Annotated in this window: 17 protein-coding genes and 3 pseudogenes; 18 read left to right on the top strand and 2 right to left on the bottom strand. The window is 56.7% G+C overall.

From position 1 onward, the window contains the following. The first annotated feature begins 2 nt into the window (after positions 1-2). Both OZX57_RS06320 and OZX57_RS06315 read left to right on the top strand, forming a co-directional pair. Positions 3-806 carry an isoprenyl transferase gene (locus OZX57_RS06320; protein WP_277161846.1) on the top strand — a complete coding sequence of 268 codons (804 nt, stop codon included), beginning with the start codon at positions 3-5 and terminating at the stop codon, positions 804-806. A gap of 360 nt (positions 807-1166) precedes the next feature. Further along, positions 1167-2462: a HipA domain-containing protein gene (locus tag OZX57_RS06315; protein ID WP_277161845.1), complete on the top strand. Its 1296-nt coding sequence runs from the start codon at positions 1167-1169 to the stop codon at positions 2460-2462. Positions 2463-2774: 312 nt separating this feature from the next. On the opposite strand, the gene OZX57_RS06310 is transcribed toward OZX57_RS06315, so the two are convergent. After that, positions 2775-3830 (bottom strand): LacI family DNA-binding transcriptional regulator, encoded by a 1056-nt coding sequence (locus OZX57_RS06310; RefSeq protein WP_277161844.1) that lies wholly within the window; start codon positions 3828-3830, stop codon positions 2775-2777. Between the two features lie 85 nt (positions 3831-3915). After that, complete coding sequence (locus OZX57_RS06305; protein WP_277161843.1) at positions 3916-4293, bottom strand: thiamine-binding protein; 378 nt, start codon at positions 4291-4293, stop codon at positions 3916-3918. A gap of 155 nt (positions 4294-4448) precedes the next feature. Here OZX57_RS06305 and OZX57_RS06300 point away from each other — a divergent pair. The 16 genes and pseudogenes from OZX57_RS06300 to priA all read left to right on the top strand — a co-directional run bounded on the left by OZX57_RS06300 (position 4449) and on the right by priA (position 22822). Then, positions 4449-5968, top strand: a pseudogene (locus OZX57_RS06300) (glycine--tRNA ligase). Positions 5969-6139: 171 nt separating this feature from the next. Beyond that, positions 6140-7453: a tRNA dihydrouridine synthase DusB gene (gene dusB, locus OZX57_RS06295; RefSeq protein WP_277161842.1), complete on the top strand. Its 1314-nt coding sequence runs from the start codon at positions 6140-6142 to the stop codon at positions 7451-7453. A gap of 104 nt (positions 7454-7557) precedes the next feature. Continuing rightward, on the top strand, positions 7558-8760 hold the full coding sequence (gene ftsZ / locus OZX57_RS06290; protein ID WP_277161841.1) for a cell division protein FtsZ: 1203 nt from the start codon (positions 7558-7560) through the stop codon (positions 8758-8760). Between the two features lie 23 nt (positions 8761-8783). Next, complete coding sequence (locus OZX57_RS06285; RefSeq protein ID WP_277161840.1) at positions 8784-9269, top strand: cell division protein SepF; 486 nt, start codon at positions 8784-8786, stop codon at positions 9267-9269. 6 nt (positions 9270-9275) lie between these two features. Further along, the gene (locus OZX57_RS06280; protein ID WP_277161839.1) at positions 9276-9554 is read left to right on the top strand and encodes a YggT family protein; all 279 of its coding nucleotides are present in this window, start codon (positions 9276-9278) and stop codon (positions 9552-9554) included. Between the two features lie 43 nt (positions 9555-9597). Further along, a complete protein-coding gene (locus tag OZX57_RS06275; protein ID WP_277161838.1) occupies positions 9598-9918 on the top strand; it encodes a DivIVA domain-containing protein in 321 nt (106 codons plus the stop codon). A 110-nt stretch (positions 9919-10028) separates the two neighbouring features. Continuing rightward, positions 10029-11297 (top strand): DivIVA domain-containing protein, encoded by a 1269-nt coding sequence (locus tag OZX57_RS06270; RefSeq protein ID WP_277161837.1) that lies wholly within the window; start codon positions 10029-10031, stop codon positions 11295-11297. A 13-nt stretch (positions 11298-11310) separates the two neighbouring features. Continuing rightward, positions 11311-11868, top strand: a complete 558-nt coding sequence (locus tag OZX57_RS06265) for a signal peptidase II (RefSeq protein ID WP_277162971.1) — start codon at positions 11311-11313, stop codon at positions 11866-11868. After that, complete coding sequence (locus OZX57_RS06260) at positions 11865-12791, top strand: RluA family pseudouridine synthase (RefSeq protein ID WP_277161836.1); 927 nt, start codon at positions 11865-11867, stop codon at positions 12789-12791. Before OZX57_RS06265 ends, OZX57_RS06260 begins: the two co-directional genes overlap by 4 nt. Positions 12792-13095: 304 nt before the next feature. Continuing rightward, positions 13096-16655: pseudogene (gene dnaE / locus OZX57_RS06255) on the top strand (DNA polymerase III subunit alpha). Between the two features lie 174 nt (positions 16656-16829). Further along, a pseudogene (gene hisD / locus OZX57_RS06250) lies at positions 16830-18226 on the top strand (histidinol dehydrogenase). Positions 18227-18423: 197 nt separating this feature from the next. After that, positions 18424-19587, top strand: coding sequence for a histidinol-phosphate transaminase (locus tag OZX57_RS06245; protein WP_277161835.1), 1164 nt, complete (start codon positions 18424-18426; stop codon positions 19585-19587). 82 nt (positions 19588-19669) lie between these two features. Further along, positions 19670-20272 (top strand): imidazoleglycerol-phosphate dehydratase HisB, encoded by a 603-nt coding sequence (gene hisB / locus OZX57_RS06240; RefSeq protein ID WP_277161834.1) that lies wholly within the window; start codon positions 19670-19672, stop codon positions 20270-20272. Further along, complete coding sequence (locus OZX57_RS06235) at positions 20272-21135, top strand: hypothetical protein (RefSeq protein WP_277161833.1); 864 nt, start codon at positions 20272-20274, stop codon at positions 21133-21135. The genes hisB and OZX57_RS06235 overlap by 1 nt, the downstream gene beginning before the upstream one ends. A 145-nt stretch (positions 21136-21280) precedes the next feature. Then, complete coding sequence (gene hisH, locus OZX57_RS06230) at positions 21281-21979, top strand: imidazole glycerol phosphate synthase subunit HisH (protein WP_277162970.1); 699 nt, start codon at positions 21281-21283, stop codon at positions 21977-21979. Between the two features lie 114 nt (positions 21980-22093). Then, complete coding sequence (priA, locus tag OZX57_RS06225) at positions 22094-22822, top strand: bifunctional 1-(5-phosphoribosyl)-5-((5-phosphoribosylamino)methylideneamino)imidazole-4-carboxamide isomerase/phosphoribosylanthranilate isomerase PriA (RefSeq protein WP_277161832.1); 729 nt, start codon at positions 22094-22096, stop codon at positions 22820-22822. Positions 22823-22968 lie beyond the last annotated feature (146 nt).

Genomic DNA, 22968 nt, shown 5'->3' with positions numbered 1-22968 from the left:
CTATGGCTTTTGAACACGTGGATTACCAGTCGCTAGACGTTCCGGCAGCGCCTTTTTCCGACCCCTCGATTATTCCTGACTACCCGAAAAACAAGGTTCCTCGCCATGTCGGTGTCATCATGGACGGCAATGGGCGCTGGGCTCAACAGCGTGGCTTGACTCGCACGCATGGCCACCAGGCGGCCGAACCGGTCGTTTTCGACACCATCGCCGGTGCCATCGAAGCAGGAGTGCGATATCTGAGCCTTTATACTTTTTCCACGGAAAACTGGAAACGCAGCCCCCAGGAGGTGCGTTTCCTGATGGGCTTCTCGCGTGACATCATTCATCGTCGCGTGGCCCAGATGGACGAGTGGGGTGTGCGCGTGCGCTGGTCCGGCCGCCGTCCGCGGCTTTGGAAATCGGTTATCGACGAGCTCGAGGTCGCCATGGAGCGCACCAAGCACAACTCGACCATCGACGTGGTTTTCTGCATCAACTACGGCGGCCGTTCCGAGATTGCCGATGCCGCGGCGGCCATCGCCAAGGAAGTGCGTGACGGCAAGATCAGCGGTGACCGCGTCACCGAATCGATGATTGCCGACCATCTTTACAACCCGGATATCCCCGATTGCGATCTAGTGATTCGTACGTCTGGCGAGCAGCGCACCTCGAACTTCCTGCCGTGGGAAGCCGCCTACGCCGAGCTTGATTTTGCTCCCGAACTGTTCCCGGATTATGGCCGCGAGGCCCTCTGGCGTTCCATCGACCACTACGTCCACCGTGACCGTCGTTTCGGCGGCGTCAAAACCAAGGCAACGGCTTAGTAACCGCTGATAGTCCAGAAGCACACGTGCGCTTGGGTTTGATAGTTGTTCACGAACGTGTACAATGTAATTTGTTCACGAACGTGAACAAAAGATAAGGTGGTCGAGCTGGTATGCGAGTCAGAACGATGCTGGATATGGGTTTGGCTGTTAAGAAACGGCGTGAGGACATCGGCCTTACCCAACAGCAGCTTGCGGATCAGTCAGGAGTCTCACGGAGTTGGATCGCCCAGGTCGAGACAGGTAAACCTTCATTTGACGTCTACAAGGTGCTCCAGGTGTTTTCCATACTCGGTCTACAACTGGAAGTGAAAGAGCGTCCCGGGTTTCAGGCTAAGCCTAGGGGGAGAAGGTCAACTGATGGCGAAACGTACACTTGATGTCTATATGGATGGTACGTTTGTCGGCTCGCTTGCCATGTCGACCGAGGGGCGCTTGACCTTTGATTACGAGGAACGATACCGCACATCTTCCAGGGCGACTCCGCTCTCGTTGTCGATGCCGTTGACGAAAAAAAGTTATGGCAACAGGTCCGTTCTTCCTTTTCTGCAGGGCTTGCTTCCCGATAACTCTGAGGCTTTGGCATCGATGGCTTCGACGTATCAGGTTTCGGCTTCGTCGCCGTTTTCGTTATTGCAATATGTTGGCCATGATGTTGCAGGTGCGTTGCAGATAGTAGAGCCTGGCGGAGTCTCTGAAGATGCGCAGGCTAACCGGACTCGTCCAATACAGGCGATGGATGATACGCAGCTGTCCCAATTATTGAAAAACACGATAACCATGTATGAGCATGGAGCTCGAGTTTCCAACAAGCAGCGTATGAGCCTTGCTGGTGCGCAAGCCAAGGTTGCCGTGACGCGTACCGATGATGGTAGGTGGTGCATTCCTGAACGAGGCGTGCCAACCACCCATATTTTCAAGCCATTGCTAGCCTCCGATATGATGCTACCTGATATGGATATCGTCGAGTTCTTCTGCCAGAAGGTGGTTGAGAGCGCTGGCATTCCTGCTGCAAAGACTGATTTGTGGCAGTCGCCTGACGGTGATGTACGGGCTTTGGTTTCGACAAGATATGATCGAAAACGTAACATTGATGGCACGTGGTCGAGATTGCATCAAGAGGACTTGTGCCAAGCGATGTCCGTTTCTCCTTCCAAAAAATATCAGCGTAACGACGGTGGCCCTGGCGTAGGGCAGGTAGCGCAGTTGTTGCGGACCCGGGTGACGCCGGAATATGCACAACAGGTGGCGGCTGATTTTCTGCGTGCGCTGAGTGTAAATATCGCATTGCTCAATACAGATGCTCATGCGAAAAACTATTCGTTATTGCTTGAAAGAGATTCGGTGCAGCTGGCTCCAATGTATGATGTGCTTTCCGTCGCACCATTTCTCAAGGATGGTGCCGTACCGCTGTCTTCTATGAAGATTGGCAAGACTTACGATATGCGGCAGATGTTCCCCGAAACCGTAGTGGCAGAAGGTATTCGTCTGGGAATTCCATCGGCGAAGAGCGAAAGCATTGTGCAGGATGCCGTTCACGGCCTGCGTGTGGCTTTGCCGGAGACTGCCGAACGATTATCCCCTATGGATCGGGATGGGGTTATTAGCCGGACGGTTGAGGGAATCACCAGGGATTCGGCGTTGTTGCGACAATAACTTTGCGAGTTTGGCGTCGGTTTTCTGCTCGTTCACCTTTGAATTTCTCGTGTGTTGAGTCAATGAGAAAGTTGTACTGTGCCCAGAAATTTGTATTTCATATCGGTTTTATTAGAGTAGAAGGGTGCTGACACGGAGGTTGGTTTAAGTTTGTTGCCGTGTTGGTATCCATTTGGGTTTCCTGTCCGACGGTGTTGGATTCCGGGCAGGAAATCTTGGTAGGGTTTGAGAAAAACAAAACCGGCACATGGCGAAGAAGCCGTATGCCGGAGAAAAGCAAACAATTCGGAATCAAGCCGGACTTGTCAACGCTCAGTCTTTGTCTGCGCTAACCACCGAATCGTTCTCGATTAATTGGCAGTGGATGCAGGCGGGAATTGCGGAATTGATCGGCGGCAGGTCGATGAGGTTCTTGGGGAACGGATCGTTGCCCAGCGAGCGCTTCTCGATCAGCGAGACCAGCTTGCACACCGCCCAATAGCCCATTTCGTAATAGGGCATGGCGATGGTGGTGAGCTTGGGGGAGAAGGTGTCGGCGATGTTGCTGCTGTCGCCCACGCCAACCACGGAGATGTCTTTGCCTACCGTGAGGCCGCGGCGGGCGGCGCATTCGTAGATGTACCAGGCGCGCGAATCGCCGTAGCAGAAGAAAGCGTCTGGCTTTTCCTTGTCGAAAAGTTCCGAGACACGGCCCAGAGCTTCGCCGTCCTGCGAGACGTTGACCACGAGGTTCTTGTCGAAGGGGATTTTGGCCTCTTTGATGGCCCTGCGGTAGCCCTCGATGCGTGTGGCCTGGGCGATGGTTGGCTCACTGTTACCGATGTAGGCGATTTTCTTTGCTCCGGCGTCGATCAGTCTCTTGGTGGCATCGTAGCCGATGGCGAATTCGTCCGGTTCGACGATGGGGAAGCGGTTGTCGACGGTGTTGGTGGAGATGAGCACCAGCGGGGAGTGCACGAGGTCTTCCGGCACCTCGGTGACTTGGCTCGAGGGTTTGGAATAAAGGAATCCATCCATGCCGTAGCGCTGAAGCACGTTGATTTGCTCGGCCTGACTTGCGGAACCGTCCGTATCAACAAAAAGAATGATGTAGCCGTAATGGCTGGCCGCGTCCTGCGCGCCCTGCAGGGTCTGCGCGGTATAGGGGATGTCGTAGATATCTTCGGCAATGAATCCTAGGATGCCGGTCTTGCTGGTACGCAGGCTTCGTGCCATCGGATTGGGCTTGTAGCCCAGCTCGTCTGCAATCTGGCGCACCTTTGTGGCGATTTTTGGTTTTACTCGCCCGGCGTCTCGATTATTGAGCACCAAGGAGACAGTGGAAATTGAAACCCCAGCTCTCTCCGCGACATCTTTCATTGTCAACATACTTTTAAGTTATACCTCTTCAAGGACGAAATCAAGACTTGTAATCACAGTTTACACTGTGGCTTATTTCGCCGCAAACTGGCGGTTATTTCGTTTGACTCAGGATTTCGTCAACAAGCTGTTGCTTCTCTTTGATTTGACCTGAAAAACCGGGGCGAATGTCAAGCTTCAACGTCAAACCGGTACGATAGCCCTGCTCGGCAAGCACCATGGTTGCGTCGCGCACCGTCTTGAGCACGTCATCAAGATTGCCCTCGATGTTGGTGAACATCGCGTTGGTCTCGTTGGGCAGTCCGGATTCTCGGATGACATCGATGGCTTGCGCGACATATTCGCTCAGCTCCGAGCCGGTGCCGCTCGGTGCAATGGCCACGGCGGCCACAGTATTGATATAGGGCTTGCCAGTTTTCGGGTCGGTGGGAACGGTTTGTTTGACGGCGTTACGGTCGATATCTTGGTCCATGATTGTTCTCCTTTTGGTACTTCCTGCATCCTACCTGTCAGGCTTGGCAATGCGGGTTCATGCGTTTGCCGGCTGTGTCACGATGTATCGGTAAAGTGGGCACACGAGTAAATGTCATGAAATGGCTGTTTAAAGCCGAAAGCGGAAGGTGTGTCGTGGCTCAATCCAAACTAGATGAAGTCGTATCGCTGGCCAAGCGTCGTGGTTTCGTATTCCCTGCGGGGAGATTTACGGCGGCACACGTTCCGCATGGGATTATGGTCCGCTCGGCGTCGCGCTCAAGGACAACATCAAGCGCGAGTGGTGGCGCTCGATGGTGGTTACCCGCGGCGATGTGGTTGGTGTCGATACCTCGATCATCCTTCCTTCCGCCGTTTGGGAGGCTTCAGGCCATGTCAAGGTCTTCAACGACCCGCTGATCGAGTGCCTGAACTGCCACAAGCGCCAGCGCGCCGATAAGCTCGAGGAATCCTATGCCGAGAAGCACGGTGACAAGATGCCCGAGAACGGCTTGAAAGACATCGTCTGCCCCGACTGCGGCACTCGCGGCGAGTGGACGGAACCGCGCGACTTCAACATGATGCTGCGTACGCATCTGGGTCCTGTCGACGACGAGAACTCGCTGCACTATCTGCGTCCGGAGACCGCCCAGGGCATCTTCGTGGACTTCAAGAACGTCATGACCTCTTCGCGTTCGAAGCCGCCGTTCGGCATCGCCAACATGGGCAAGTCCTTCCGCAATGAGATCACCCCCGGCAACTTCATTTTCCGCACTCGCGAGTTCGAACAGATGGAGATGGAGTTCTTCGTCGAGCCCGGCACCGACGAAGAGTGGCACCAGTACTGGATCGACACCCGTACCCGCTGGTACACCGACCTCGGCATCAACCCGGAGAACCTGCGCCACTACGAGCATCCCAAGGAGAAGCTCGCGCATTATTCCAAGCGCACCGTCGACATCGAATACAAGTTCGGTTTCAAAGGCTCCGACTGGGGCGAGCTTGAAGGCGTGGCCAACCGCACCGACTTCGATCTTTCCGCACATCAGGAGCATTCCGGCGAGGATCTGGCCTTCTTCGACCAGACCAGCGGCAAGAAGTACATTCCTTACGTCATTGAGCCGGCTGCGGGTCTGACCCGTTCGCTCATGGCCTTCCTGGTTGACGCCTATGCCGTCGACGAGGCACCGAATACCAAGGGCGGCGTCGACCGCCGCACTGTGCTGCGTCTCGACCCGCGCCTGTCGCCGGTCAAGGCCGCCGTCTTCCCGCTGAGCAAGAAGGCGCCGTTGCAAGGCATCGCCCATGACTTGGCCGCTGAACTGCGCCAGCACGACTGGATGATTGACTACGACGAGGCCGGAGCCATCGGCCGCCGCTACCGTCGTCAGGACGAGATTGGTACCCCGCTTTGCATCACGGTTGACTTCGATACCGCCGACGACCACGCGGTCACCATCCGTGAGCGTGACTCGATGAAGCAGGAGCGCGTCGACCTCGACAACGTGGCCAAGTACGTGGCCGACCGTATCGGCGAGAAGCGCGTGCGCTATCCCGAAGGCCCGGCTTCCATCGTTGGCACCACTGCAGCTGACGGCGGCGTGGACTTCGCCAAGGAGTCTGGCGTCGATGAGTCCGCCCCGGTTAAGGTCGCAGAGGCTGGCGGTCTCTACTAATAGCTATTTGAACTAACAATAATACCGTTGAGTGGTGGGGCGGGGATATGCGATGTCAGACCGTAAAGACTTGGCCTGAGCGGCCTGGAGCGTGTCGGACATCGCATATCCCCGCCCCACCACGTCAGTTAGATTTCGTTTCAATAAGTTGTGATTGAGAATAGGTGATACGTGAAGGATTTTAAGGAATGGCTGAGTAAGGTCGATTATTCGGAAGCTCGGCAGCGGTTTGATGATGGTTGGGACGAGGTGCTCAAGGAGTTGCCCGGGCTTGATTCGAGCGAAACCAGTGCACAGGACGGCGAATACGAAGCCAAGGATGATGGCAAACCGTTGCCGAAGATTGCGCCCGTCGATTTGGGACCGTTGCATATCGAGACTCCGGTCGTGCTCTCTCCGATGGCTGGCGTCACCAACTGGCCATTCCGCTCTCTGTGCCGCGCGTATGGTCCTGATGGTCTGTATGTGGCCGAAATGATCACTGCTCGTGCGCTGGTCGCTCGCAATCCCAAGGCCTTCCGTCTCTGCCGTTTCGCGCCCACCGAGAAGATTCGTTCGCTCCAGCTCTATGGTGTCGATCCCAACATCACCGCCCAGGCCGCGCAGATGGTGGTCGACGGCAATCTGGCTGATCACGTCGATCTGAACTTCGGATGCCCGGTGCCGAAGGTCACGCGTCGTGGCGGCGGTTCCGCGCTGCCGTGGAAGACCGACCTGTTCCGTGAACTTGTTCACCGCGTGGTTGAGGTGTGTAGCGACGCGAACATCCCCGTGACCGCAAAAATTCGCGTCGGCATCGATGCAGACCACACTACGTTCCTTGATGCAGCTCGTATCGCGGAGGATGAAGGATGCGCGGCCGTCACGCTCCATGCGCGCACCACCGCCGAATATTATGGTGGCCACTCCGATTGGAGCCGTATCGCTGAGCTCGTCCAAGCCGTAGATATTCCGGTCTTCGGCAACGGCGACATCTGGGGTGCCGAGGATGCTCTGGAAATGGTACGTGAAACCGGTTGCGCCGGCGTTGCTGTCGGTCGTGGCTGCCAAGGCAGGCCCTGGATTTTCTCCGATATCAAGCATGCCTTCGCCGGCTCCGACGAGCGCTTCAGCCCCACGCTCGGTGGTGTCTTCCAGATCATCATGGCCCACGGCCAACTGTTGCTGCGCTTCTACGACGGCGACGAGACGATGGCTGTGCACGATCTGCGTAAGCATATCGCATGGTATTTGAAGGGATTCCCCGTCGGCGGCAATACCCGTCGTGAGTTCATGGAATCCGAAACATTGGCCGATGTCAAAAACGTGATGGACAAACTTGACCCATCCATCACATATCCGGAACGTGTCACCGACAAGCCCCGCGGCCGTGTTCGCTACGCGAAAAAGGTCCACGTTCCCTACGGCTGGTTCGATTCACGCACCACGACCCACGAGGAACGCGAGCAGCTTTTCGGCGATGACCCGATGGATGCCAGTTACTGATCGATAAAAAATATAAAAAGATGTGGTACACACCGGGAAATAGTCTTAACATAGGCGTGTTCTGCGATAGAGTAATAGGCATAACCGTGAAGTGACAGGAGACTATGGTGAGCGAGATTGCCCAGAATGACAATTTCAACGATAAGACGAGCATCAAGGTGGTCGGTGTCGGTGGTGCCGGCGGCAACGCCGTCAATCGCATGATTGCCGAAGGCTTGCAGAACGTTGAATTTGTAGCGATTAATACCGATGCGAAAGATTTGCTCCGCAGCGACGCGGATGTCAAGATTTCCCTGAGCGATCATTCCAGCCGCGGGCTGGGAGCCGGAGCCGACCCCGAGAAGGGTGCCAAGGCTGCGCAAGATCACCAGTCCGACATCGAGGAAGCGCTGAAGGGTGCCGATATGGTCTTCGTCACCTGCGGCGAGGGCGGCGGCACCGGTACCGGTGCAAGCCCCATCGTTGCTCGGGCGGCACATCAGCAGGGTGCGTTGACCATTGCTGTGGTCACCCGTCCCTTCGCCTTCGAAGGGCCGCAGCGTGCGGCTTCCGCCAAGTTGGGCATCGAGAACCTGCGCAAGGAAGTCGATGCGCTCATCGTCATCCCGAATGATCGTCTTCTGGAGCTTTCCGACAAGACCATCGGCATCGTCGATGCCTTCAAGACCGCCGACACCGCACTCCTTGCCGGTGTGCAGGGCATCACCGATCTCATCACGATGAACTCCTACATTCACGTCGATTTCTCCGACGTCACCGCGATCCTGCGCGGTGCAGGAACGGCGCTCTTCGGCATCGGTTCGGCGCGCGGCGAGGACCGTGCCACCCAGGCCGCCGAAATCGCCATCAGCTCGCCGTTGCTCGAAGAGAGCATTGAGGGCGCTCACGGTGCGCTTATCAACATCGCCGGCCCAACCGACCTCAAGCTGCAGGAAGCCAGCGATGCCACCGAACTGGTGCGCAAGGCCATTCATCCGGAAGCACAGATCATCTGGGGTCTTGCCTTGGACGATGCTTACGGCGACGAGGTTCGTGTCACCGTCATCGCGGCAGGATTCGATTCCGAAAGCAAGAAAGACACTGAAAGCCTCGAAAGCGTCACCGCTGCCAAGTCCACGTCTCGCCGTGACGATGCCCCGGCACGCGATTCCTATCGATCCGATAGTGAGCCTTTGGTACACGAAATGCCTGATTTGGACGCGCCGACTGTGTCTCATACCCCGGAAACTCCGACGTATGAGGAGCCTGACAATTCCACTTCTCCCGATGATCCCGGCGATCTCGATATCCCGGATTTCCTGCGGTAAGCAAGTAGACGAAAGGATTTTTGATGGCTGGATACATGAAAAAGGCGATGTCATATCTGGGTATGACCGATGTCGTCGATGACGATGACATCGACGTGCAGGACGATGACGAGCCAACGCCTTCGGATTTCGATTCGGATAGCACCGTGACGCCGATTACGCAGCACACCACGTCTGCCGCTTCTCAGGATTCCTCGACGGTCTCGCGTGCCTCGAAGCCGTTCCCTGCCGGACGCATGAACCGCATCACTACCATCCATCCCAAGTCTTACGAGGACGCGCAGCAGGTCGGTCGTGCCATTCGTGACGGCATTCCCGTGGTCCTGAATCTCACTGACGTTTCCGAAGCGGTGGCCTATCGTATCGTCGATTTCTCGGCAGGTGTTGTTTTCGGCGTGCGTGGTTCGCTCGAACGCGTCACCCCGAGGGTGTTCCTCCTGAGCCCTGCCCAGGTCAACATCAAGGTCGAAAAGTCCCAGTCCGATGAAGCCGGCGACGGCTTGTTCTGAGGTCCTATGCTTTTTCTCATACTCTCCATTCTGCGTTGGCTCCTTGGTCTCTATGGAACCGTGCTCTTTATCAGGGTGCTTTTGGATTGGCTGTTCGTGCTCGCGCCGCGCTGGCGTCCGGGCCGTGTACTCGGATCGATCATCAATGTCTTCTATGTGTTGACTGACCCGCCGCTGCGCTGGCTGCGGCGCTTTATTCCGCCCATCAGGCTTGGCAACATGGGGCTGGATGTTACGCCGATGGTGTTGTGGTTTGTCATCGCCGTGCTCGAAGTGATTATTTGATTTAAGTTGGTTTGAAAGCAGTTCTGGGTGAAAAGAGGCCTTTATGTCAATACTGACTGCACGAGAGGTACGAGATAAGGCGTTTCAGACGGTTCGTTTTAAGGAAGGCTACGATGTCCGGGAAGTGGATGATTTCCTGGACGAAGTCGCAGAAACGTTGACTCAGCAAGAACAACGCATCGCCTATCTTGAAGGCAGGGTCCCAGGAAGCCTCCCTATCAATTCAGGTAGCAGCACCGGTAGCAGCCCTTCTCCGTGGCCTTCCGCGAATTCGCAAGCGGCTCAGCCTGTTCAACTCAATGACGGAGAGGAATCCGAAGGCGGAGAGAATGGTTCTTCCGCACAGCTGTCGTGGGACAGATAACCGTCCTTTATGCCGATTATAGCCCCTTATTTCGGGTACACTGGGTGGTGTAGCATTTATCGGAGAATAAAAATTAGAGGCATTATGCCCAAAGTGAGGTGTAAAAGTTTATGGCACTGTTAACGCCGAAGGATATCAGGGAACATGCCTTCCAAACCGTACGTTTTAAAGAGGGGTACGACGTCGAAGAGGTCGATGATTTTCTCGACCAGGTCACCGAGACCGTAGAAGCTCTTGGCAAGCAGGCTATGGCAGGCGGCAACGGACAGTCGACGCAATCGTTGGGCCCGGATGTCAGCAAGCTCAACTCGAAGATTTCTGATCTTACCTCACAGGTTCAGGCGCTGAGCCGCGAGAACCAGACGCTCAAGGATGCCAGCAAGCAGTCCGGCAATGGCAGCGATCAGGCCGCGACGGTTGCCGCGTCCAAGCTCGCCGAGGCTGAGGAAAGCAACAGGGGCCTGGCTGAGCAGAACAAGCAGCTGAAGGATCAGGTCGATCGCCTGAACGCGCAGATCGATCAGCTCACCGCCCAAGCTGCGCAAGCCGCAGGCAAGAAAGACGTCGATAACCAGCTCGCCGCCGTGCAGCGTGAACGCGATGAGTTCCGCAGCGGCAACGAGAAGCTTTCCCGTGAGCTTGAGCAGGCCAAGAAGCAGCTTTCCAACTCTAGCGAGCAGTCCAAGCAGCTGCAGGATCTCTCTCGTCAGCTTGAAGAGTCCAAGCAGCGTGAGAACCAGCTTCGTGCCCAGGTCTCCAAGATTGAGCCGAGCGCCGAGACCGGCAGCCTGCAGAAGATCGCGGGTGCCGCAGCCGGCGCCGCCAGCGAGCCTGAACGCGCTACTGCAATGCTGACGCTTGCGATGCAGCTGCACGATCAGTACGTTGACAAGGGCAAGGCTAAGGCCAAGGAAATCACCGAAGCCAGCCAGAACAAGTATCAGGAGCTGGTCAACAAGGCCAACGATTATTCCACCCGCACTCGCAATGAATCCGATGAATACGCCAAGCAGACTCGCGGCAAGGCTGAGGACTATTCCAAGCAGACCCGCTCGGAAGCCGACACCTATGCGCAGAAGACCCGTGGCGCTGCCGAAGAGTATGAGAAGCAGAAGCATACCGCTGCAGATTCCTATGAGTCCGAAGTACAGCGCCGCGCTGCCGATTACGATCAGAAGACCCGTTCCTCTGCCGATACTTACGCCAAGCAGGTGCGTGAGAATCTGGCTTCGGAGTCCAAGACCGCTGAGGCCAATATCCAGAGCCTCAAGCAGTTCGAGACCGAATACCGTACGCGCCTTACCGAGTTCCTCGGCCAGCTCGTCTCTCAGGTGAGCGATGGCAGCACGTACAAGAAGATGGAAGAGTCCAAGGACTGATTCGGCCATCGATATGAAGAATGTATCACCCAAACGGCCGCGCACTCGTGTGGCCGTTTTCGTTATCGTGGCAGTGGCGGCGCTTGTACTCGACCGTCTGACCAAACTGTGGGCGCAGGCTGCGTTGAGCAGCGATACCACCGTTGTGGTCATTCCCAAATTGTTGGGATTGACGTTGGTCCATAATCCCGGTGCGTCGCTGGGCATGGGCTCGTCGGTGACATGGCTTATTTCTTGCGTGGCATTGGTAGCCTGCGTGGTGTTGGTGTATCTGGCACTGACCACGATTTCGCTGTGGTGGACAGCGGCGCTAACGCTGGCATTTGCAGGAGCCTTCGGCAATCTTATCGACAGGGTGATTTTTGCCCATGGATTCCTCAACGGCTCCGTGGTGGATTTCCTCAACTATGGCTGGTCCGTCGGCAATGTGGCCGATATCGAACTTGGCGTGGCCGCTGTGATGATTGTCGTCCTGTTGTTGGCCAGTGTGCCGTTCAGCGCCAAGGAAGCGCAGGAACAGCGTGATGAACAAAGTCAAAGCCCGCAGGGCAGGGGAGTGAATGGTCGATGAGCCGATTGGTGCCCGCTCCGGATGCTTTGGTCGGCAAGCGATTCGATATTGCCGTGGCCAAGATGCTGGGTGTCTCACGCTCGAAGGCCGTTGAACTCATCGAAGACGGCGAAGTATCTGTATTACAACGTAGCATTTCGAAATCAGGAACACTGGCCGACGGCGACACCGTCGAATTCGATATCGTGGAGAAGGATCCGGATCCCGAACCGTTGGCGCAAGGCATGGCCGTGGTCTATGAGGACGAGGATGTCGTCGTGGTCGACAAACCGGTTGGTGTTGCGGCTCATGCGTCGGCGGGATGGACGGGGCCCACGGTGCTGGGCAGCCTTCTGGCGCGTGGCACCCATATCACCTCCCTCGGCGCTCCTGGCAGGCAAGGCATCGTCAGTAGACTCGATGTCGGCACCAGCGGATTGATGCTGGTATGCAAATCAGATCTGGCATATCGCGAGATGCGCCGCCAGTTCGCCCACCATGAAGTCGTCAAGATCTACCATGCCTTGGTGCAGGGCAACCTTACTCACGATAAAGCGACCATTGAGGCGCCCATCGGCCGTGCGAAAGTCTCTGATTTCCGTTTCACCGTCACGCCGTTGGGCAAAAAGGCGATTACCCATTGGGACGTACTTGAACGGTTCAGCGAAGCCACACTGGTGAGCGTGAACCTCGAGACCGGCCGTACCCATCAGATTCGTGTACATTTCTCCTCCATCGGTCATCCGTTGGTCGGCGACTCGATGTACGGTGCCAACCCCGTGCTGGCCGAACACCTGGGGCTGACACGTCAATGGTTGCATGCCATGCGCTTGGAATTCCGCCATCCCCGCACCCACCTCTGGACCACGGTCTCGTCCCGTTATCCCGCCGATCTCCAGCGTGCTCTCAGCATCGTGCGTGACGTCAAACGTACAAAAGAATAGGTGAAGATAGAGTGTTACGCTTACAGCTTTTGCTAAATAATAATTAGTGAGGTTGAGGTTGGAGGGGCGGGCATGCCTTGTTCGGGCATAAGACACGGTCGTACACGATTTGAAATCGTGTCTTCGCGCTCGTGCATCGCGCTCACTTCGCCTACGGAAAGCTCACAGAGCTTTCCGTTTAACGGCTTAGCCAAGGAACGTCCCGAATAAGGTATGCCCGCCCCTCCGACCGTCATGAGTGTAGCTGGAAAAGTTAATTGGATACTGTCTGTATGCGTCTGACCGAGTCGGTATCGTGGAACCTATGGCTGAATCGGGAAACTTTGTTCAATTGCACAATCACACGCATTATTCGCTGCTTGACGGTGCGTCCAAGATTCCCGACCTGGTCAATCGCGCCAAAGAGCTTGAAATGCCGGCTATCGGCATCACCGATCACGGCAACATGCACGGCGCCTACGAGATGTGGAGCACGTCTGTAAACGCTGGTATCAAGCCGATTATTGGCATCGAAGCGTACGTCACACCTGAAACTTCGAGAACAGACAAGGGCCGTGTGCATTGGGGTACCGAAGCCCAGCGTAGTGATGACGTCTCCGGCGGTGGTTTCATCACCCATATGACCCTGTGGGCCGAAAACGACGAGGGCTTGGTCAACCTGATGAAGGCCTCGTCGGTAGCCAACCTAGAGGGACGTGTCGGCAAATGGCCGCGTATGGATTACGATGTCCTGCAGCGTTATCACAAGGGTGTCATCGGCACCTCGGGCTGCCCGTCCGGCATTATTCAGACCCGTCTGCGTTTGGGCCAGTACAAGGAAGCCTTGCGCGCCGCACATCAGTTGCAAGACATCTTCGGCAAGGATAATTTCTATATCGAGCTGATGGACCACAACCTGGAGATCGAGAAACGGGTGACCAAGGACCTGCTCAAAATCGCCAAGGACCTCGGTGCACCCATCATCGCCACCAACGATTCCCATTATGTACACGAAGAAGATCGCGGCTCGCAGGACGCGATGCTCTGCATCAACTCGGGTTCGCACCTGGACGACCCGAATCGTTTCAAATTCGACGGTTCCGGCTACTACATCAAGTCGGCCGAAGAGATGCGTGCGCTCTTCAAGGAATTGCCAGAGGCCTGCGACAATACGCTGGAAGTGGCCGAACGCTGCAATGTCATGTTCGACGACCATGAGGATGGCGCGTTCATGCCGCTGTTCGATTGCCCCGACGGATGGGATGAGACCTCGCTGTTCCTGCACGACGTGCAGAAGGGCCTCGAGAAGCGCTACGACGGCAACATTCCTGAAGAAGTGCACAAACAGGCCGATTACGAATGCGGCGTGATCTGCCAGATGCAGTTCTGCGGCTACTTCCTGGTGGTCGCCGACTACATCAACTGGGCCAAGACCCACGGTGTGATGGTCGGACCAGGCCGTGGCTCCGCGGCAGGCTCCATGGTGGCCTACGCCATGGGCATCACCGAACTTGACCCGCTGAAGCACGGTCTGATCTTCGAGCGATTCCTCAACCCGGAGCGCGTCTCCCTGCCTGATATCGATATCGATTTCGACCCCGAAGGCCGACAGCGAGTACTCGACTACGTGGCCGATAAATACGGGCACACGACAAGGTGGCGCAGTGCGTCATCTACGGCACCATCAAGACCAAGCAGGCCATCAAGGACTCCGCACGCATCATGGGCTATGAGTTCTCCGTGGGCGACCGCATCGTCAAGGCCCTGCCGCCGAGCAAGAACGGCAAGGACGCGAGCCTCAAGGAGATGTTCGACCCGACTTCCAAGAAATACGCCGAAGCGCGTGAGTTCCGTGAGCTCTATGATTCCGATCCGGACGCCAAGCGCATTGTGGAAGAGGCCAAGGGTATCGAGGGGTTGATTCGCCAGACCGGTGTGCACGCCTGCGCCACCATCATGTCGGCCACGCCGATCACCGACACCTCGCCGTTGCTGGAACGTACCGACGGCACAGTGACCACAACCTTCGAATACCACACCTGCGAAACGCTTGGCCTGGTGAAGAACGACTTCCTCGGTCTCTCCAACTTGTCGGTCATCCGCGACACCTTGAAGAACATCGAGCTCAATGGCAAGGAACCCATCGACTACACCAAGATTCCGCTGGACGACAAGGAAACCTACGAACTGTTGACCCGCGGTGACACTCTGGGTGTCTTCCAGCTCGATGGCGACGGGATGAGGGCTCTGCTCAAGAGCCTCAAGCCCGATAACTTCAACGATATATCCGCACTCATCGCCCTCTATCGCCCGGGCCCGATGGATGTGGACTCGCACAACAACTACGCCAAACGCAAGAACGGTTTGCAGCCGATTACTCCGATTAACGACGAGGTGGCCGAGGCTCTCGCCCCCGTGCTCGACGAGACCTACGGCCTCATCGTCTACCAGGAGCAGGTGCAGTCCGCGGCACGAATCCTGGCAGGGTATTCGCTGGGCCGAGCAGACGTGCTGCGGCGAGCGATGGGCAAGAAGAAGCCCGAGGTGCTGGCCAAGGAACAGAAGCCGTTCTTCGAAGGCATGAAGGAACACGGCTACTCGCAGAAGGCCGCACAGGACGTTTGGGACATCTTCGTGCCGTTCGCCGGCTATGCGTTCAACAAGGCCCATTCCGCTGCATACGGTCTGATCTCTTATTGGACCGCGTACTTGAAGACCCACTATCCGGTGGAATTCATGGCCGCGTTGCTGCAGAACGAACGCACCAACAAGGACAAGACCGCGCTCTACCTGGGCGAGGCCAGGCGCATGGGTATTCAGGTCTTGCCGCCGGATGTCAACGAATCCCGACTCGAGTACGCTCCTGTCGGCAACATCATCCGTTTCGGCCTGGGCGCAATCCGCAATGTGGGCGACAAGGCCGTTCAGGACATCATCGACGAGCGCGAGACCAAGCGTGGCAAGTATGTCAACTTCATGGACTTCATCCGCCGTGTCTCTCTGGAAGCGCTCAACAAGCGCAGCGTGGAATCACTGATCAAGGCCGGTGCTTTCGACTCCATCGACCCGAACCGTCGTGCGCTCTTCCAGATTCACGAGTCCGCCATCGACTCGGTGATTAGCCTCAAACGCAAGCAGGCGGAAGGTCAGTTCGACCTCTTTGCCGGCTTGGACGGCGACGGGGGAGAGGACGACGCGATGGGCGACGCCCAGGTCTCTGTGCCCGATATCGAGGAATGGGACAAGAAGACCAAGCTCAATTTCGAGCGGCAGATGCTCGGCCTTTACGTTTCCGATCACCCGCTTTCCGGCATGACCGCAGTGCTCAACGGTCTACGCGATATGTCGATCGCACAACTGATCAACAGCGCGCCGAACATGGACGATCGTGCGCAGGTCACCATCGCCGGGCTCATCACCGCAGTGGACCGTCGTGTCTCCAAGAAGGGCAACCCTTGGGCCATCGTCACCATCGAAGACATGGAAAGCTCCATCCAGTGCATGTTCTTCGGCAAGGCCTATAGTTCCGCCGCCGAGCTGATGGCTGTCGACGAAGTGGTGCAGATTCGCGGTTTCGTCGAGCAGCGCGACGAAACGGTAAGCATGCGCGCCAACGAGATGACTGTCCCCAATCTGGAGGCCGAGGATGAGCGTCCGCTGATTATCACGCTGCCGAAAGCCGCGTTGAACCGGCCACATGTCATGAAGCTCGGGCAGGTGCTTACCCATCATCCCGGCATCTGTGAGGTCAAGCTCGCCATCATGGATTCCAGCGGCAATGCCCAGGTGCTCACGTTCGGTGACAGATTCAGGGTCAAGCGCGATACCACGCTTTTTGCCGAAATCAAGATTCTTTTCGGCCCGCGTTGCCTGCCGGCATCGTGAGTGACCAGATCTGGCAAAAGTTTCCGGCAAGGCCTAGGTTGAGGGTGGCTGATTGAGTTGAGAGAGCCTGGTTTCGGACACTTTTGTCTCGCATCATGAGCGCCGTGCACGGTTTATCTCAGCATGTGGCTTGTATCTCATATTGGTATTTGGTGCCGAATACGATAGTCAAGTATGGAAAATAACACCATGCGAATTATTGATCTGCGCGGAAAGCGCCTCACCCGCGCACAGATGCTGGAGGCCATGCCTCGTGCCGAAATGGGCACGAACAAGCCAGCAGTGCTGTGCGTCCTATCCTCGACGATGTCAAGGCTCGCGGAGCTGCGGCCTTGCGTGATTTCGAGGAGAAGTTCGATCATATTCGTCCGCACCATCTGCGTGTGCCTGCTGAAGCAATGCAGAGTGCGCTTGAAGAGCTTGATCCCGAAGTTCGTGCCGCCATCGAGGAATCGGTGCGCCGTATTCGTAAGGTCTGCACCTCGCAGGTGCCGAAGGACTTCTACACCGACTTGGCCGAAGGCGCGCGTGTCGCCGAACGCTGGATTCCTGTCGAGCGCGTCGGCCTGTATGTGCCCGGTGGCAAGGCGGTCTATCCGACTTCCGTGATTATGAACGCCGTACCGGCCCAGGTTGCAGGCGTCTCTTCGTTGGCCATTGCCACGCCTCCGAGCGCTGACAATGACGGTCTGCCCAACAAGACCATCCTTGCCACCTGCGCCATTTTGGGTGTCGATGAGGTCTACGCGGTCGGCGGTGCACAGGCTATCGCCATGTTTGCATACGGCGCCAACGGCTCCGAGCCGCAAGACGGTGAAGTGCTGTGCGAGCCGGTCGATAAGATCACCGGCCCCGGCAACATCTTTGTAGCCACGGCCAAGAGCATGGTCTCCGGCATCGTCGGTATTGACGCAGTCGCTGGACCTACCGAAATCGCCATTTTGGCCGACAAGACCGCCAATCCGAGCTGGGTCGCTGCCGACCTCATCGGTCAGGCAGAACACGATGAACTCGCCGGTTCCGTTCTGATTACCGATAGCGAAGAGCTGGCCAAGAAGGTGCAGGAAAGTCTCGATAAGCGTGTACCGCGCACCATGTCGCATGAACGCGTCGCCACATCGATCACTGGCCGCCAGTCCGGCATCATCCTCACGGATGGACTTGATCAGTCCGTCGATGCCGCCAACGCCTACGCTGCCGAGCATTTGGAGATCCAGACCGAGAACCCCGACGAGGTTGTGCCGCGCATCAAGAACGCCGGCGCCATCTTCCGCGGGCCGTATTCTCCGGTTCCGTTGGGCGATTACATGTCCGGCTCCAACCACGTGCTGCCCACCGGTGGTACTGCTCGCTTTGCCTGCGGTCTCGGTGTGCACACCTTCATGAAGCCTGTCGAAGTCATCGAATACGACGAGCAGGGACTCAAGCCTCTGGCCTCGCTTATCAATGCCTTCGCCGTTTCCGAAGACCTGCCCGCCCACGGCGAGTGCGTGCTGAGCCGTTTCGTCGACGACCCGTATGACAAGGCCACGTTGAAGGATCAGGAGCGCAAGGCCGGCCTGCGTAAGTAGCGCCCTTTCGGTTGAGATTTCAGCGGTTTTGCCATCCGGTCTTCGGCTTGGCAAAACCGCTTTGACATTTTTATGGGCATGGGCGACGTATAGGCTCATGCTTACCAGCAAGCAATTTTCTGGTCTCGATTGGCCGGAATTGCAGACGTATGCCATTACATGTATGTCGCCACAAGGCGAGGAGAGAAGAACAGACTATGACCGACACGATTCCGCAGAATCTGCCACTGCGCAATGACCTTATCGGCGAGGTCCCCTACGGTGCGCCGCAACTCGATGTGCCGGTGTGCCTGAACGTCAACGAAAATCCGTATGCGCCCGCGCCGGCTGTAGTTAATGAGATTGCAGAAGACGTCCGCAAGATCGCTCCGACGCTCAATCGGTATCCTGACCGCGAGCATACCGCGCTGCGTCAGGCGTTTGCCGATTATCTCGAACGCGAGTCCGGTGTAAAACTTGGTATCGAGCAGCTGTGGGGCGCCAACGGCAGCAATGAGATCATGCTCCAGCTTTTCCAAGCCTTTGGCGGTCCCGGACGCAAGGCTCTGGGTGCCGATCCGACCTATTCCATGTACCCCGAGTATGCGCGCGACACGTTTACCAAGTGGGTTACGGTACAGCGCAATCCCGATTTCTCGCTGAACCTTGATGCCGTGCTGGAAGCCATGGAACGTGAGCAGCCGTCAATCATTCTGCTGACCAGCCCGAACAACCCGACCGGCACCATCCTGCCGATGGACCAGCTGGAGACAATCCTGCAAGCCGCACAAAACGCGAAGGTCGAAGGTGCGGCAGAAGGTGTGCACCCTGTGGTTGTGGTCGATGAAGCCTATATCGAATTCCGTACTCCCGGCACGCCGACAGCGCTGGACCTTCTGGCGAAATATCCGAATCTCGCCGTGAGCCGCACCATGAGCAAGGCCTTCGCTTTTGCGGGCGCTCGTGTAGGCTATCTGGCGGCTGATCGAGGCATCATCGACTGCGTGCGTATCGTACGTATGCCTTACCATCTTTCCGCCGTCACTCAGGCCACGGCGCTCGCGGCATTCAAACATACCGACGAACAGCTGAGCCAAGTGAAGCACCTGCGTGAAACACGTGAGGCGACTGCCGCTTGGTTGAAGACCCTCACCTGGCATGGCAAGCCTCTTCAGGTTGCCGATTCTCAGTCCAACTTCGTGCTGTTCGGCGGTTCATTCGAAAACCGCGAACGCATTTTCGACGAACTGCTGAAGCGCGGCGTTTTGATTCGTGTTGTTGGGCCGGACGGCTGGCTGCGTGTGTGCATGGGCACTGACGAAGAGATGGCCCGCTTCCGCGAGGCATTGACGGAAGTGCTGAGCCAGCTCGAAAACGAATAGTGGTAATGTCTGCTTGACTTCGTGATGAATTATGATGGTGTTAAGCGTTGAAATGTGTGTGAATGAGCGATAAGGAGCGGTCATGGCAAGAACGGCGACGATAGTGCGCGAGACCAGCGAATCCAAGATTGAGCTGAGCCTGGATCTCGACGGCACCGGCAAAACCGATATCGAGACCTCGGTACCCTTTTACAACCATATGATGACCGCACTCGGCAAGCACTCGCTGATTGACTTGAAGATTCGCGCGAGCGGCGACACCGACATCGACGTGCACCATACCGTCGAAGACACAGCCATCGTTTTCGGCGAGGCGCTGAAGCAGGCATTGGGAGACAAGCGCGGCATCCGTCGTTTCGCCGATGCCACCGTGCCGCTGGACGAGGCGCTCGCTCGCGCCGTGGTCGATATTTCCGGCCGTCCGTATGCAGTGTGCACCGGAGAACCGGAGGGATTTGAATACGCCATGATCGGCGGACATTTCACCGGCTCTCTGGTTCGTCATGTCATGGAATCCATCGCCTTCCATGCCGATCTCTGCCTACATATGACAGTGCTCGCCGGCCGCGATCCGCACCATATCGCCGAAGCCGAGTTCAAGGCGCTCGCTCGTGCACTGCGTTTCGCTGTCGAGCCCGACCCGCGTATTGCCGGTATCATTCCAAGCACCAAAGGGGCGCTGTGATGAGCGAACGTCGTGACGACAACGAGGGAACCGACGGCTTCGAAAATTTCGATAATGCCGATAAGGCCAATAAACCCGATGGTTCCAACGACGAGAACGGCGGTCTGTTCAGCGACGAAGAACTCGAAGCGGCACTGGCTGGTTTCGAGAAGGAGTTTGCGGATGACCCGGATGGCAAAAGTTCGAACGATAACGATGCCGCAGGTTCCAACGATTTGGGCGTAGACGGCAAGGCTCCTGACGATGGTACAAGAGGTAGCGTTTCGCGCGGCAATGCCGAATCACAGTCAAACGCTGAAGCCGGTATGAGCGGCACGAATACTTCGGAACAGACCGATCGCAAAATCACCGACGAACTAGACCAGATAAACTTTGACGAAGAGCTCGAAGGGCTCATCGGCAACCGTGCCAAGGTCGCCGTGCTGATTACCAGGCTTATTTCGGCGGATTTGCTCGCTGCGTTCTGCCAGATTGCGGATATTTCCGCTGATTGTGTGGCCGACGAGAACGGGGCTGTTGCGATTCTGCACAATCTTGACGGTGATGCGCCGGAAGGTGCTGCAAAGGACCTGACCAGCGTGGTCAACGGCATGCCGGCCGTACTCTCGGTCAATCGTGCGGACAAGCTGGTTTCCACGCTCTACATGGCAGGGGAGCCGGGGCAGCAGTTCGCACCGCCGGTACTGTTCACCACCACTCCTGAGTTCGTCGAAGATCTGATGTTGGGCATCGTTGACGTCAAAGGGCTTGAAGAACACGGGGAACATGTGGTGAAAACCGCTGATTTCGACCGCAAAAAGGCTTTGGACGTGATTGCCAGCCATACGCGTTCGCGTGGACGCGGCAAGCCCAGCATTGAATAAGTGATGGGTCTGCTGTGCAAGCGACTCAGGCCAACGGCATATGTGCCAGAACCATTCATATCGTATCGTGAATGATTCTGATGTGCAGCGAGAATCTAGGCAATACTTAGAATATTCAGGCAAATCTATAGAACGGGGAATGGCAATGACCACAGTGGTGGTGTTCGATTACGGCTTCGGCAACGTGCGCTCGATGATGCGCGCGCTGGCGCATATCGGGCTTGAGCCGACCCTGACCAGCAACCGTCAGCAGGCTCTTGAGGCCGATGGGCTGGTAGTGCCTGGCGTGGGTGCTTTTGCGGCCTGCATGGATGGGCTTAAGGCCGTGGGCGGCGATCAGATCATTCTCGACAGGCTTGCTTCGGGGCGTCCGGTGCTGGGCGTGTGCGTCGGTTTGCAGATTATGTTCGCGCAGGGCACGGAAGGTGGTTCCGCCGCCGAAGGTCTTGGCGTTATCGATGGCAGCGTGGATTTGATTGATGCGGATGTGGTGCCGCATATGGGCTGGGACACGATCAGCGCTCCCGATGATTCCGTGATTCTTCATGGTCTTGAAGATCAGCGCTTTTATTTTGTGCATTCATACGCTTCGATGAGTGCAGCCATTCCTGAAAAGCCTGTGATGGCGGCGAATACAGTCTCTTTGGAACTTGATGGCTATCGCGGTCATGCGCAAGCTTCCATCGATGATGTTGCTACGCAAAAGGTCGGTTTCTGCGATTACGGACGTAGCCATTTTGTCGCATCCTATGAGCGTGGCCCGCTTTCGGCCACTCAGTTCCATCCTGAGAAGTCGGGCGAGGCGGGTGCGCAGTTGCTCAAGAACTGGGCCGCAACGCTGTAATGTAACGATTCGGCACTGGAGTGATGTCGAGGTTCAAAGCATATAGAGCCTCCAATATGTATTGCTGTCTGTTTGCCGAGATAGGGATGAACGTTTCAATTCGAAGGAGAAAACATGCTGACATTGCTTCCGGCAGTAGATGTCCGAGGTGGCAAGGCCGTGCGTCTGAGGCAGGGCAAATCCGGGTCCGAAACCGACTATGGCAGCCCGTACGAGGCTGCGCAGACATGGTTCGATGAAGGTGCGAGCTGGATTCATCTGGTTGACCTTGACGCGGCCTTCGGCACTGGCGACAACCGCTCGAAACTGCGTGAGATCGGCGAAAAACTCGGCGACAAGGTTCATATCGAAATGAGCGGCGGCATTCGCGACGACACCAGCCTTGAAGCGGTGTTCGAAGCCGGTGCGGCACGTGTCAATATCGGCACCGCAGCGCTGGAAAATCCCGAATGGACGGCCAAGATTATCGAGAAATACGGCGACAAAGTCGCCATTAGCCTCGATGTCAAAGGCCATACGCTGGCTGGTCGCGGCTGGACCAGCAAAGGCGGCGACCTCTTCGAGACCATGGAAATGCTCGATAAGGCGGGATGCCAGCGTTATGTGGTCACCGACGTCGCCCACGACGGCATGATGGACGGCCCGAACCTGACATTGCTGCGCGAGGTTGCCGAACGCACGCCGGCCCATGTTACCGCTTCCGGCGGCATTTCCAGCCTCGACGACATCCGTGCGGTCGCTCAACTCGAAAGTGTTGGCGTAGATGCCGCGATTCTCGGCAAATCCCTGTATGCCCATGCTTTTACGCTCAAAGAGGCATTAGCGCTTGCGGGGCAGGAATAACGCCGAATCTCGTAAGCTGGTTTGTTTGTGGAGTGCAAGTTAAATCATCTAGTTGGTAAGTTTCGGTCTTGAACTGGATTGACTAGCTGGGTTTACAGATTCGGCTTTATAAGCTGAATAAAAGTCGAAGATGAGACAAGTAGGAA

This window comes from Bifidobacterium sp. ESL0682 (assembly GCF_029392815.1).
Lineage (GTDB): Bacteria > Actinomycetota > Actinomycetes > Actinomycetales > Bifidobacteriaceae > Bifidobacterium.
The sequence above is the reverse complement of the archived record's forward strand: the minus strand, read 5'-3'. Positions and strand labels throughout refer to the sequence as shown.